The sequence below is a fragment of the Halomonas sp. 25-S5 genome, from assembly GCF_029889845.1.
Classification (GTDB): Bacteria; Pseudomonadota; Gammaproteobacteria; order Pseudomonadales; family Halomonadaceae; genus Halomonas.
In genome coordinates this window covers 1-12,110 of record NZ_JARANV010000015.1, presented here as the reverse complement: position 1 = coordinate 12,110, position 12,110 = coordinate 1, and the positions used below count along the sequence as shown (strand labels likewise).

At 66.8% G+C, this 12,110-nt stretch carries 11 protein-coding genes and 1 pseudogene; 9 read left to right on the top strand and 3 right to left on the bottom strand.

The genetic code is table 11. The features are described from left to right. Positions 1-3 precede the first annotated feature (3 nt). On the bottom strand, positions 4-906 hold the full coding sequence (locus tag OP498_RS11510) for a helix-turn-helix transcriptional regulator (protein WP_280548224.1): 903 nt from the start codon (positions 904-906) through the stop codon (positions 4-6). Positions 907-1,041: 135 nt separating this feature from the next. On the opposite strand from OP498_RS11510, the gene OP498_RS11505 reads away from it, so the two are divergent. The 9 genes and pseudogenes from OP498_RS11505 to OP498_RS11465 all read left to right on the top strand — a co-directional run. Beyond that, entirely contained in the window at positions 1,042-1,746 is a 705-nt protein-coding gene (locus OP498_RS11505) for an ABC transporter permease (RefSeq protein ID WP_280548225.1), read from the top strand. Next, the gene (locus tag OP498_RS11500) at positions 1,743-2,468 is read left to right on the top strand and encodes an ATP-binding cassette domain-containing protein (protein WP_280548226.1); all 726 of its coding nucleotides are present in this window, start codon (positions 1,743-1,745) and stop codon (positions 2,466-2,468) included. Before OP498_RS11505 ends, OP498_RS11500 begins: the two co-directional genes overlap by 4 nt. Before the next feature lie 102 nt (positions 2,469-2,570). Then, positions 2,571-3,335 (top strand): substrate-binding domain-containing protein, encoded by a 765-nt coding sequence (locus OP498_RS11495; protein WP_280553669.1) that lies wholly within the window; start codon positions 2,571-2,573, stop codon positions 3,333-3,335. 275 nt (positions 3,336-3,610) lie between these two features. Beyond that, positions 3,611-4,780, top strand: coding sequence for an isovaleryl-CoA dehydrogenase (locus OP498_RS11490; RefSeq protein WP_280553614.1), 1,170 nt, complete (start codon positions 3,611-3,613; stop codon positions 4,778-4,780). Positions 4,781-4,881: 101 nt separating this feature from the next. Further along, entirely contained in the window at positions 4,882-6,489 is a 1,608-nt protein-coding gene (locus OP498_RS11485; RefSeq protein ID WP_280553612.1) for a carboxyl transferase domain-containing protein, read from the top strand. A gap of 136 nt (positions 6,490-6,625) precedes the next feature. Beyond that, entirely contained in the window at positions 6,626-7,477 is an 852-nt protein-coding gene (locus tag OP498_RS11480) for an enoyl-CoA hydratase/isomerase family protein (RefSeq protein WP_280553610.1), read from the top strand. Further along, complete coding sequence (locus tag OP498_RS11475; protein ID WP_280553608.1) at positions 7,474-9,540, top strand: acetyl/propionyl/methylcrotonyl-CoA carboxylase subunit alpha; 2,067 nt, start codon at positions 7,474-7,476, stop codon at positions 9,538-9,540. The genes OP498_RS11480 and OP498_RS11475 overlap by 4 nt, the downstream gene beginning before the upstream one ends. Positions 9,541-9,792: 252 nt before the next feature. Then, positions 9,793-10,692 carry a hydroxymethylglutaryl-CoA lyase gene (locus OP498_RS11470; RefSeq protein ID WP_280553607.1) on the top strand — a complete coding sequence of 300 codons (900 nt, stop codon included), beginning with the start codon at positions 9,793-9,795 and terminating at the stop codon, positions 10,690-10,692. Continuing rightward, positions 10,692-10,889, top strand: a pseudogene (locus tag OP498_RS11465) (hydroxymethylglutaryl-CoA lyase); the annotation flags it as partial. The gene OP498_RS11470 and the pseudogene OP498_RS11465, both read left to right, overlap by 1 nt. Before the next feature lie 280 nt (positions 10,890-11,169). On the opposite strand, the gene OP498_RS11460 reads toward OP498_RS11465, so the two are convergent. After that, positions 11,170-11,370 (bottom strand): addiction module protein, encoded by a 201-nt coding sequence (locus OP498_RS11460; protein ID WP_280553605.1) that lies wholly within the window; start codon positions 11,368-11,370, stop codon positions 11,170-11,172. A gap of 176 nt (positions 11,371-11,546) precedes the next feature. Then, positions 11,547-11,933: a hypothetical protein gene (locus tag OP498_RS11455; RefSeq protein ID WP_280553603.1), complete on the bottom strand. Its 387-nt coding sequence runs from the start codon at positions 11,931-11,933 to the stop codon at positions 11,547-11,549. Positions 11,934-12,110: the final 177 nt, after the last annotated feature.

The following is a 12,110-nucleotide window of genomic DNA, read 5'->3' as shown; positions in this document are numbered from 1 at the left end:
CCCTCAGGCGTTGTAGACCACCCGCCCTAGCTCACTGATGTCATAGCCGCCCAGCGCCTCGGCCCGCTCCGCGAAGCGCGTCTCCCTGGCGAAGGACAGCAGCCGCTGGATCGGCGGCTCGAAGTAGCTGCGCCGCCGCAGGGCCAGGTCGAAGGCTTCCAGGTGCAACGGTACGAAGGCCAGCCCCTGACGGCGGGCCGCGGCCTCGACCCCCAGCCCCGCGTCCGCCTCACCCTGATGGATCGCCAGCGCCAGATCATCCTCGTTAAGCGAAGGGTGGGCAGTGAACCGCAGCCGGCTGGCATCGATCCCCGCCCGGGCCAGCAGCCAGGTCAGCAGTCGCTGGGCCCCGGCATCGGGCTGACGATGGGCCAGGCGTACCTTGTCCCCGGCCAGATCCTCGAGGCCGGTGATGCCCAGGGGGTTGTCCGGCGCCAGCAGCAGCCCTTGGCGACGGGTCGCCCAGCGCACCATCACCAGATCCCGCATGCCGGAGAGCCCCAGCGCCTCGGGCCGGTTGTAGCCGCCGCTATGCGCGTCCAGCAGGTGCAGCCCCGCGACCATCGCTTCGCCAGCCAGCAGGCGTCGCACTCCATCGCCGCTGCCATGGCAGAGCAGCGCCAATCCCGCCCCGCTCTCGCGCACCGCCCACTCCAGCAGCGGATCCTGACTGCCCGCCAGCACCACGGGCACCGGCCGGCTGCTGGCCCGATCTCCCTCCAGGTGGTTCATCAGCCAGAGGTCGATGCTCTGGCGTGGAAAGAGCAGCTTGCCGGTGACGCGCACGCAGGGCATCGCCCCCTGGCGCACCAGGTCATAGACCTTGCGCTCCTTGAGGCGCAGGTAGTCGGCCACCTCGGCGGTGGTCAGGTAGGCACGGGATGCACTCCCCCGGTCGGTATCCATGGTACAAGGCCCTCATGGCGATAGAACTCTGGCGCTAGTATTGTCGTTATCCTGCATGTTACTGCATGAATTACCGCGTTGGATGCGTCTCCGCGTTTTAACGCACATGATGCAGGGAGACCGCAGGAGCGCACGATGTCCGACGATGCCAACGCCTTCCAGACCGCCCTGGCCTTGATCCTGGGGCGCGACCCCGACCTGGTCGGGATCGTGGTGCTGTCGCTGCAGATCTCGCTGACAGCCGTGCTGATCGCCGCGCTGATCGGCCTGCCGCTGGGCGCGGCCCTGGCACTATGGCGTTTTCCCGGCCATAGCGTGATCGTGGTAGCACTCAATGCCCTGATGGGGCTGCCGCCGGTCGTCGCGGGGCTCAGCGTCTACCTGCTGCTTTCACGCGCCGGGCCGCTGGGCGAACTCGGTATGCTCTTCACCCCTGGTGCCATGGTGATCGCCCAGATCATCCTGGTGCTACCGATCATTGCCGCCCTGGCCCGTCAGCAGGTCGAGGAACTCTTTCAGGAGTACCGCGAGCAGCTCACCTCGCTGGGGCTTTCGCGCCTGCGCATGATCCCCACGTTGCTCTGGGACGCCCGCCTGGGTCTCGTCACCGTCGTGCTCGCCGGTTTCGGCCGGGCCAGCGCCGAGGTCGGGGCGGTGATGATCGTCGGCGGCAATATCGACGGCGTCACCCGGGTCATGACCACCGCCATCGTGCTGGAGACCAGCAAGGGCAACCTGCCCCTGGCGCTGGGCCTGGGCCTCGTGCTGCTGTCGCTGGTGGCCCTGGTCAATGCCGCCGCCTACCTGATGAGCGAGACGGCCAGGAGGCGGCTGGGATGAACGACATGACGACGCTGCCGGTCACCGACGCCCCCCCGCTCGAGATGCAGGGGGTCACCTTCATCCACCGTGGTCAGCGGCTGCTGGAGCCGCTGGACCTGCACCTGACCGGCTGCCGGCGCACCCTGGTGATGGGCCCCAATGGCGCCGGCAAGAGCCTGCTGATGCGCCTCGCCCACGGCCTGCTCACCCCCAGTGCCGGGCGCGTCCACTGGGAGGGGCGCCCCCCGCGCCAGGCGATGGTCTTCCAGCGGCCGGTGCTGCTCAGGCGCTCGGCGCTGGCCAACCTGGCCTATGCACTGGCCGTCAACGGCACGCCACGCCGCGACCGCAAGCCTCGCGCCCGCCAGGCGCTGGAGCGCTTCGGCCTGGCGGCGCTGGAGAAGCGCCCGGCCCGCGTGCTCTCGGGGGGCGAGCAGCAGCGCCTGGCCCTGGCCCGGGCCTGGCTGCTCGACCCCGAGGTACTGTTCCTGGATGAGCCCACCTCGGCGCTGGACCCCGCCGCCATCAAGGCAGTGGAAGACGCCGTTCAGGAGTTCCATAACCGGGGAACGCGCATCGTGATGAGCAGCCATGACCTGCACCAGGCCCGCCGCCTGGCCGACGACGTACTGTTCCTGTGCCGTGGCCGCTTGATCGAGCATACCCCGACCGAGACCTTTTTCACGGCCCCCGCCTCTTCCCAGGCGCGGGCTTTCATCCGGGGCGATCTGGTGCTCTAGCGTCGCCTGCGTCCCATCGCGTCATGCAGCAACCAAAAGGAAGCAACCATGCAAAACAAGGCACGTATCGCACTGACCGCCGTGAGCCTGCTGGGACTGTCGATGGCGGCCCAGGCCCAGGATGGAGAGCGCTATATCACCCTGGCCTCGACCACCTCCACCGAAAACTCGGGGCTGTTCGACGCCATCATCCCGCAGTTCACTGAAACAACCGGTATCGACGTCCGCGTCGTCGCCGTCGGCACCGGCCAGGCCTTCGAGATCGCCCGTCGCGGCGACGCCGACAGCCTGCTGGTGCACGATACCGCCGGCGAGGAGCGCTTCGTGGAAGAGGGCTATGGCACCGAGCGCGCCGACGTGATGTACAACGACTTCGTGCTCATCGGCCCGGGGGGCGACCCGGCCGGCATCGCCGATGCCGAGACCGTGGCCGAGGCCCTGTCGCTGATTGCCGAAGCCGAGGCACCCTTCGCCTCGCGGGGCGACGACAGCGGCACCAACCGTGCCGAGCTGCGCCTGTGGGATTCCGCCGGCGTCGAGCCGGGCGGCGAGTGGTATCGCGAGCTCGGCAGCGGCATGGGCCCCACGCTCAATACCGCCGCAGGCATGGACGCCTACGTGATGAGCGACCGCGCCACCTGGGTCGCCTTCGATAACCCGCAGGACCTGGCACTGCTGTTCGAGGGGGATGATGCACTGTTCAACCAGTATGGCAGCCTCCTGATCAGCCAGGAGCGCTTCCCGCACCTCAAGCACGACCTGGCCGAGCAGTGGCACAACTGGCTGCTCTCCGACGAGGGCCAGCAGGCCATCGCCGACTTCGAGGTCAAGGGCCAGCAGCTGTTCTTCCCCAACGCCACGCAGTAACCCTTCGGTTCGGTCCCGTCACCCTGCTGACGGGGCCGCCCCAGTCCCGCCAGCAGTTCCTCTAGCTCGCTGCTCAGAAAACGCCGCTCGGCGCACTCAGCCGGGTGGCCGGTATCACACCTCTTCTACATTCGTCGTAGGCGCGAAAACCTGCACTTTACGTTAACGTCAACCTCGCCTAGTCTTGTGCCATCTGCCATCTTGATGACATCTGTTTGCCTTTGGCGCCTCGCCCGAGCGGTCGGCGCCTCACCTGACGAGAACGGGAGCCCGCCATGCACACGCCCTATAAGCCCCTCGATTTCGGCTTCGACGACGAGCTGAACATGCTGCGCGACCAGGTCAACGCCTTCGCCCGCGACGAGATCGCCCCGCGCGCCGCCGAGATCGACGAGAAGAACGAATTCCCCAATGACCTCTGGCAGAAGTTCGGCGACATGGGCCTGCTCGGCATCACCGTATCGGACGAGGACGGCGGCAGCGGCATGGGTTACCTGGCGCACTGCATCGCCATGGAGGAGATCTCCCGGGCCAGCGCCTCGGTGGGCCTCTCCTACGGCGCCCACTCCAACCTCTGCGTCAACCAGCTCAAGATCAATGCCAGTGCCGAGCAGAAGGCCAAGTACCTGCCCAAGCTGATCAGCGGCGAGCATGTCGGCGCCCTGGCCATGTCCGAGCCGGGCGCCGGTTCCGACGTGGTCTCCATGAAGCTGCGCGCGCGCAAGGAGGGCAACAAGTACATCCTCAACGGCAACAAGATGTGGATCACCAACGGCCCGGAAGCCAGCGTGCTGGTGGTCTACTCCAAGACCGACCCGGAGGCCGGCTCCAAGGGAATCACCGCCTTCATCATCGAGAAGGACTTCAAGGGCTTCTCCACCGCCCAGAAACTCGACAAGCTGGGCATGCGCGGCTCCAACACCTGCGAGCTGGTGTTCGAGGATTGCGAGGTGCCGGAGGAGAACGTGCTCGGCGAGGTCGGCAAGGGCGTGCGCGTGCTGATGAGCGGCCTGGACTACGAGCGTACCGTGCTCGCCGCCGGCCCCATCGGCATCATGCAGGCGGCGCTGGACATCGTGGTGCCCTACGTCCACGAGCGCAAGCAGTTCAACCAGTCCATCGGCGAGTTCCAGCTGGTGCAGGGCAAGATCGCCGATATGTACACCACCCTGAACGCCTGCCGCGCCTATCTCTATGCCGTGGCCGCCGGCTGCGACCGCGGCCAGTCCTCGCGCAAGGACGCCGCCGGGGTGATCCTCTTCTGTTCCGAGAAGGCCACCCAGGTGGCGCTGGACGCCATCCAGCTGCTCGGCGGCAACGGCTACATCAACGAGTACCCGACCGGGCGGTTGCTGCGCGATGCCAAGCTCTACGAGATCGGTGCCGGCACCAGCGAGATCCGCCGGATGCTGATCGGCCGCGAGATCTTCAACGAATCAAAATAAGCTGGAAGCTGGAAGCTTGAAGCTGTAAGAGGCGACGACTCTCCCCCCGGGGTTTCTTCCAGCTTCCGGCTTCAAGCTTCCGGCTCATCTCGGAGAGATGTATGGCAATCCTGAATACCCAGATCAATCCGCGCAGCGACGTCTTCCAGGGCAACGACGCCGCCATGCGCAATGAAATCGGCAAGCTGCGCGAGCTGACCGCGGCCATCGCCCAAGGCGGCGGCCAGAAGGCCCGCGAGCGCCACGAGTCCCGCGGCAAGCTGTTCGTGCGCGACCGCATCGACCACCTGATCGACGAGGGCTCGCCCTTCCTCGAGTTCTCGTCGCTGGCCGCCCATGAGGTCTACGACTCCGCGGTGCCCGCCGCCGGCGTGGTCACCGGCATCGGCCGCGTCTCGGGGGTGGAGTGCGTGATCGTCGCCAACGACGCCACGGTCAAGGGCGGCACCTACTTCCCGCTCACCGTGAAGAAGCACCTGCGCGCCCAGGAGATCGCCCGCAAGCATCGCCTGCCGTGCCTCTACCTGGTCGACTCCGGCGGCGCCTTCCTGCCCCGCCAGGATGAGGTCTTCCCGGATCGTGACCACTTCGGCCGTATCTTCTACAACCAGGCCACCCTATCCGCCGAGGGCATCCCGCAGATCGCCGTGGTCATGGGTTCCTGCACCGCGGGCGGCGCCTATGTGCCGGCCATGGCCGACGAGTCGATCATCGTCAAGGAGCAAGGCACCATCTTCCTCGGCGGCCCGCCCCTGGTGAAGGCCGCCACCGGCGAGAGCATCAGCGCCGAGGACCTGGGCGGCGCCGACGTGCACGCCAAGGTGAGCGGCGTGGCCGACCACTACGCCGAGAACGACGCCCACGCCCTGCAGCTGGCGCGCGGCTGCGTCTCGCGGCTCAACTGGCAGAAGCGTGGCCAGCTCGCCATGCAGGCGCCCAGGCCCCCGCGCCTCGACCCCAGCGAGCTCTACGGCATCGTCGGCACCGATCTCAAGAAGCCCTACGACGTGCGCGAGGTGATCGGGCGCATCGTCGACGACTCCGACTTCGACGAGTTCAAGCGCTACTACGGCGACACCCTGGTCACCGGCTTCGCCCATATCCAGGGCTACCCGGTGGGCATCGTCGCCAACAACGGCGTGCTGTTCTCGGAGAGTGCAGTGAAAGGCGCGCACTTCATCGAGCTGTGTGCCCAGCGCAAGATCCCGCTGATCTTCCTGCAGAACATCACCGGCTTCATGGTCGGCTCGAAGTACGAGCACGAGGGCATCGCCAAGCACGGCGCCAAGCTGGTCACCGCGGTGGCCTGCGCCAAGGTGCCCAAGTTCACCGTGCTGATCGGCGGCAGCTTCGGCGCCGGCAACTACGGCATGTGCGGCCGCGCCTTTGAGCCCAACCTGCTGTTCATGTGGCCCAACGCCCGCATCTCGGTGATGGGTGGCGAGCAGGCCGCCGGCGTGCTCTCCCAGGTGAAGCGCGAGCAGTTCGAACGCGAGGGCCGCGAGTGGACAGCGGAGGAAGAAGAGGCCTTCAAGGCGCCCACCCGCGAGCAGTACGAGCACCAGGGCCACCCCACCTACGCCAGCGCCAGGCTGTGGGACGACGGCGTGATCGACCCGCTTCAGACCCGCGAGATCCTCGGCCTGTCGCTGGCCGCCGCCATGAATGCCGAAGTGGAAGAGACCCGCTTCGGCGTGTTCCGGATGTAGTCCCCTTGCTGCGCAAGGGAGCTGGAAGCTTGAAGCTGTAAGCTGGAAGTCTCCTCCGCACGCCCTGGGGGCAAGATCCTGGCGGGTTCTTCAAGCTTCCAGCTTCCGGCTTCAAGCTCTGTTAACGAGGTTCGAGATGTCAGATACCCCTTCCTACTCAAAATTGGAGCTCGACGACCGCGATGTGGCCTGGCTGACCCTGGAACGCCCGGACGTCCACAACGCCTTCGACGACAGCCTGATCGCCGAGCTCAATGCTCACCTCGAGCGTCTCCACGAGGCCGCCCGCCATGGTGACGTGCGCGCCGTGGTGCTGGGCTCCGAGGGCAAGAGCTTCTCCGCCGGTGCCGATCTGAACTGGATGAAGCGCATGGTGGAGTACGACGTCGATGACAACCTCGCCGACTCGCGCAAGCTCGCCGCGCTGATGCACGGCCTGGACACCCTGCCCTGCCCCACCCTGTGCCGCGTGCAGGGAGCCACCTTCGGGGGCGCCGTGGGCCTGGCCGCCTGCTGCGATATCGTCATCGCCTCCGAGAAGGCCAAGTTCTGCCTCTCCGAAGTGAAGATCGGCCTCTCGCCGGCGGTGATCAGCCCCTACGTGCAGCGCGCCCTGGGCGAGCGCCAGGCGCGCCGCTACGCGCTGACCGCCGAGGTGATGGATGCCCCCACCGCCCTGGCGCTGGGCCTGGCCCACCGGGTGGTCGAGCCCGAGACGCTCGACGACGCCGTCACCGAGATGCTCGACACCCTGCTCGGCGGCTCGCCCCAGGCGCAGCGCGCCACCAAGGCGCTGCTCGCCGAGGTGGCCCGCGCGCCCGACAGCAAGGCCACCCGCGAGCACACCTGCCGGGTGATCAGCGAGCTGCGCGTCAGCGCCGAAGGCCAGGAGGGCCTGGCCAGCTTCTTCGAGAAGCGCCGACCCGCCTGGACCCAAGGCACCGCCAGAAACGATAGCGACACGACCGCCACGGAGCGACGCTCATGAGCCTCAACACCTTCGACACCCTGCTGGTCGCCAACCGTGGCGAGATCGCCTGCCGCGTGATGCGCACGGCGCGTGCCATGGGCCTGCGTACCGTCGCCGTCTACTCCGACGCCGACGCCAACGCCCGCCACGTGCGCGAGGCCGACGAGGCCATCCGCCTGGGCCCCGCCGCGGCCCGCGAGAGCTACCTCAAGGTCGAGGCCGTGGTGGAGGCCGCGCGCCGCAGCGGCGCCGGCGCCATCCATCCCGGCTACGGCTTCCTCTCCGAGAACGGCGCCTTCGTCGAGGCGCTCGACAAGGCCGGCATCGTCTTCGTCGGCCCGCCCGCCTCGGCCATCGCCGCCATGGGCGACAAGTCCGCCGCCAAGGCACGCATGGCCCACGCCGGTGTGCCGCTGGTGCCGGGCTACCACGGCGACGACCAGGACGACGCCCTGCTCAAGGCCGAGGCCGACAAGATCGGCTACCCGGTGCTGCTCAAGGCCAGCGCCGGCGGTGGCGGCAAGGGCATGCGCGTGGTGGAGGCCGCCGCCGGCTTCCAGGCCGCCCTGGACGGCTGCCGCCGCGAGTCCCAGGCCGCCTTCGGCGACCAGCGCATGCTGATCGAGAAGTACCTGACCCAGCCGCGCCACGTCGAGGTGCAGGTGTTCTGCGACAGCCACGGCAACGGCGTCTACCTCTTCGAGCGCGACTGCTCCGTGCAGCGCCGCCACCAGAAGGTGCTGGAGGAGGCCCCGGCCCCGGGCATGAGCGAGAGCCTGCGCCGCGAGATGGGCGAGGCCGCCGTGCGCGCCGCCAAGGAGATCGGTTACGTGGGCGCCGGTACCGTGGAGTTTCTCCTGGACGCTTCACCGAGCTCTTCACAAGAGCAGGACGGCTCGTTCTTCTTCATGGAGATGAACACCCGCCTGCAGGTGGAGCACCCGGTCACCGAGATGATCACCGGCCAGGACCTGGTCGAGTGGCAGCTGCGCGTGGCCATGGGCGAGCGGCTGCCGCTGGCCCAGGACGAACTGACCATCACCGGCCACAGCTTCGAGGCGCGGCTCTACGCCGAGGACCCGGAGCAGGACTTCCTGCCCGCCACCGGCACCCTGACCCGCTTCGCCATGGACCTGGAAGGCGCCGGCCTGGACCCCGCGCGCGTGCGTCTGGACAGCGGCGTGGAGACCGGCGATGCCGTCTCGATGCACTACGACCCGATGCTTGCCAAGTTGATCGTTCACGGCGACGACCGCGCCCAGGCGCTGGCGACCCTCAACCGGGCGCTGGCCGCCCTGGACGTGCAGGGCGTGGTCACCAACCGCGCCTTCCTGCAGCGGCTGGCGACGCATGAAGCCTTCCGAAAGGCGGACCTGGACACCCGCTTTATCGAGAAGCACGAGGAGACGCTGTTCGCGCCGCGCCGCTACAGCATCGAGGAGTATGCCGGAGCCGCCCTGGTGGGCCTCAACCAGCTGTCCCGCGAATGCGAGAGCGACTCGCCCTGGGACCGCCACGACGGATTTCGCGTCAACGCCCCGCACACCATCCGCATCGCCCTGTGTCCTCCTACACAAAACCAGGCCCATACCCAGTCGCCGGACACCGAAGGCGTAGTGGTGGTCGAGGGCACCCGCGAGGACAACGCCGGCCCCTGGCACCTGACCATCGGCGGCGAGACGCTCACCGCGCGCCTCGACCCGCTGGCCGGCGACGCCGTGGCCATGACCCTGGACGGCCACCGCCGCCGCCTGCAGGCCCGCCGCGACGGCAACGTGGTGGTGATGGTCGACCCGCGCGGCGAGACCCGCCTCTTCTGGCGGCGCATCGACGCCATCGACCACGGCCACCACGAGGCCGAGTCCACCCTCACCGCGCCCATGCACGGCACCGTGGTGGCGCTGCTGGTGGAGCCCGGCGTCCAGGTCGAGAAGGGCATGCCGCTGATGGTCATGGAAGCCATGAAGATGGAACACACCATGTCCGCCCCCGCGGATGGCCATGTGGCAAGCTTCCACTTCCAGGCCGGTGATACCGTGGGCCAGGGCGACGTGCTGCTCGAGTTCGCCCCCGACGAATAGCGCCGAGCGCCGAGCGCCGAGCGCCGAGCGCCGAGCGCCGAGCGCCGAGCGCCGAGCTCAAGGCTAAGCCGCAACGCTATCCTCCAATGCTAGCGGCGCCGGGGACAGGTCGTAGAGGGGGTCCTATGCCAGGGATGGCATCGGTAGCGCCCAGGGAGGGGTTCACAGCGCCCCCTCGAAGACCTGTCGCCGGACAAGCCGCGGCTAATAGTCACCTCATCGGTTCGCCCTGAGAAAGACAGGAGAAGATTCATGGCATTTCCCAAGCAGGTACGCCTGGTCGAGGTCGGCCCGCGCGACGGGCTGCAGAACGAGCCCGAGCCGATCAGCACCACCACCAAGCTCGAGCTGATCGAGCGCCTCGGCGCAGCCGGCATACGCTACATCGAGGCGGCGAGCTTCGTCTCGCCCAAGTGGGTGCCGCAGATGGCCGACCACCGCCAGGTGATGAAGAACCTCGCCCGCCTGGACGGCGTCACCTATGCCGCCCTCACCCCCAACCTCAAGGGGCTGGAGGGCGCGCTGGAGTGCGGCGTCGAGGAGGTCGCGGTGTTCGGCGCCGCCTCCGAGGCCTTCTCGCAGAAGAACATCAACTGCTCCGTGGCCGAGTCCCTGGCCCGCTTCGAGCCGGTGCTCGAGCGCGCACGTGAGGCCGGCGTACGGGTGCGCGGCTATGTCTCCTGCGTGCTGGGCTGCCCCTACGAGGGCGAGATCGCCCCCGCCAAGGTGGCCGAGGTGGCAAAGGCACTGTATGAGATGGGCTGCTACGAGGTCTCGCTGGGCGACACCATCGGCACCGGCACCCCGCTCAAGGCCAAGCGCATGATCGAGGCCGTGAGCCGCGACATCCCAATGACCCAGCTCGCCGCCCACTTCCACGACACCTACGGCCAGGCGCTCGCCAACCTCTACGCGGTGATGGAGGAAGGCATCGCCGTGGTCGACAGCTCAGTCGCCGGCCTCGGCGGCTGCCCCTACGCCAAGGGCGCCTCCGGTAACGTGGCTAGCGAAGACGTGGTCTACCTGCTCGACGGCCTCGGCATCGAGACCGGAATCGACCTGAACGCCCTGGCCGCCACCGGCACCTGGATCACCCAGACCATCGGCCGGCCCAACCGCTCCAAGGTGGGGGTGGCGCTGGCCAGCCGCTGATTGGCGGCTGCCCGCTCTATAGCCACAAGGGCGCCTCCGGCAACGTGGCAAGCGAGGACGTCGTCTACCTGCTCGACGGCCTCGGCATCGAGAGCGGCATCGACCTGGTCGCCCTGGCCGCCACCGACACCTGGATCACCCAGGCCATCGGCCGGCCCAACCACTCCAAGGTGGGCGTGGCACTGGCTGCCAAGTAATTTTCTCGCCCCAACGCAAAGCGCCCGCGCCATTTGGATGGCGCGGGCACTGTGTCTATAGGCGGATTAACGCCCTTATTCACGCGCCAGCGGTGCTGGTCGCGTGCAATTACTTATGGAACTTACGGTAGATGAGAGGGTTTCTGAGCAGTTTATCCAAGGCCTCCTCTACGCACAGAACGAAGTCGTGACCTAAGCCGACTCGCTTACTTTCGTACGTCGTGTACTGCTCATCAATATCAAACTCAGCCTCTGGCCGGACTGTGAGCGTATACACCATCTACTTGGACAGAATTCGAGCTTTGACGGCCGACCAGGTTGAGCCCGGATCTTGGTCGATTTCGAATGTAGCCAATCGACGATCGAGCTCCTGCCGCTGAGGTGTTGTGACGTCGATCTCGGCATCGTCAGCAATCACGCTATCCCAAAGGGTCTCGGCGAGAAGAATCCGCTCAGAAACGGTAAGTGATTGAATTTCCATCGCGTAAGACTCTTGCAAGGACTTTCACCGTTTATTTTAGCACAGGTCCGATATGAGGCCAGAAGCCTACCGCACAAGCACATAACGCGTTGGTTAGCGGCGGCTTTTTGCAGCGCAGCAGAGAAAAGGGCGTCCGGTGGAGGGCCGCGAGGCCCGTAACGAACTGCAACTATTGGTTAGGCTTTTTTACGCCGTAGCATGCAGTCCAAGGCGTAACCAAGTGCACCGCCTACCGCGATCGGCACAAGCGCATAGACTGGAATCATGATCAATGCGATAGCTGCTTGTGGGTCCGCACTCAAATCTAATGTGCCATGCGCCCATGCCAAGAAGCCAAAACCAAGTATGCATGGCGCCAACAACGAAACAGGCCGCTCATATATGAAGCTTAAAGCGAGGATGCAACCCCAGGCTATCGCATTTAAAGCACCAAAAAACAGCCAGCCACCAACACCCATATCCGTATACTGCCCCAACCACTCGGTACCGCGAGGCAACCGCGCCAAATAAGGTAGGACGATTCCGAACAGGACGATAATGAAGCGAGCTTTGCGCATGGTCATATGGGCTCTTCGTCGTTGGGTGTGGAATTCGCCCTCTGAGCTGGGCCAGGATATGACCTCCACGACGACAGGAGGCATGACATGGACGGCACCCAGATTCTGACCCTCGGCCTGGGCCTGGAAGCGCCCTGGATCCTCAAGGACCAGCACCTGGATACCGCCGTGTCGCCCCACCGG

What these genes read in the sequence shown, in the direction of transcription:
- OP498_RS11510 (WP_280548224.1), bottom strand. Translation starts at nt 906, where the DNA reads ATGGATACCGACCGGGGGAGTGCATCCCGTGCCTACCTGACCACCGCC.
- OP498_RS11505 (WP_280548225.1), top strand. Translation starts at nt 1,042, where the DNA reads ATGTCCGACGATGCCAACGCCTTCCAGACCGCCCTGGCCTTGATCCTG.
- OP498_RS11500 (WP_280548226.1), top strand. Translation starts at nt 1,743, where the DNA reads ATGAACGACATGACGACGCTGCCGGTCACCGACGCCCCCCCGCTCGAG.
- OP498_RS11495 (WP_280553669.1), top strand. Translation starts at nt 2,571, where the DNA reads ATGGCGGCCCAGGCCCAGGATGGAGAGCGCTATATCACCCTGGCCTCG.
- OP498_RS11490 (WP_280553614.1), top strand. Translation starts at nt 3,611, where the DNA reads ATGCACACGCCCTATAAGCCCCTCGATTTCGGCTTCGACGACGAGCTG.
- OP498_RS11485 (WP_280553612.1), top strand. Translation starts at nt 4,882, where the DNA reads ATGGCAATCCTGAATACCCAGATCAATCCGCGCAGCGACGTCTTCCAG.
- OP498_RS11480 (WP_280553610.1), top strand. Translation starts at nt 6,626, where the DNA reads ATGTCAGATACCCCTTCCTACTCAAAATTGGAGCTCGACGACCGCGAT.
- OP498_RS11475 (WP_280553608.1), top strand. Translation starts at nt 7,474, where the DNA reads ATGAGCCTCAACACCTTCGACACCCTGCTGGTCGCCAACCGTGGCGAG.
- OP498_RS11470 (WP_280553607.1), top strand. Translation starts at nt 9,793, where the DNA reads ATGGCATTTCCCAAGCAGGTACGCCTGGTCGAGGTCGGCCCGCGCGAC.
- OP498_RS11460 (WP_280553605.1), bottom strand. Translation starts at nt 11,370, where the DNA reads ATGGAAATTCAATCACTTACCGTTTCTGAGCGGATTCTTCTCGCCGAG.
- OP498_RS11455 (WP_280553603.1), bottom strand. Translation starts at nt 11,933, where the DNA reads ATGACCATGCGCAAAGCTCGCTTCATTATCGTCCTGTTCGGAATCGTC.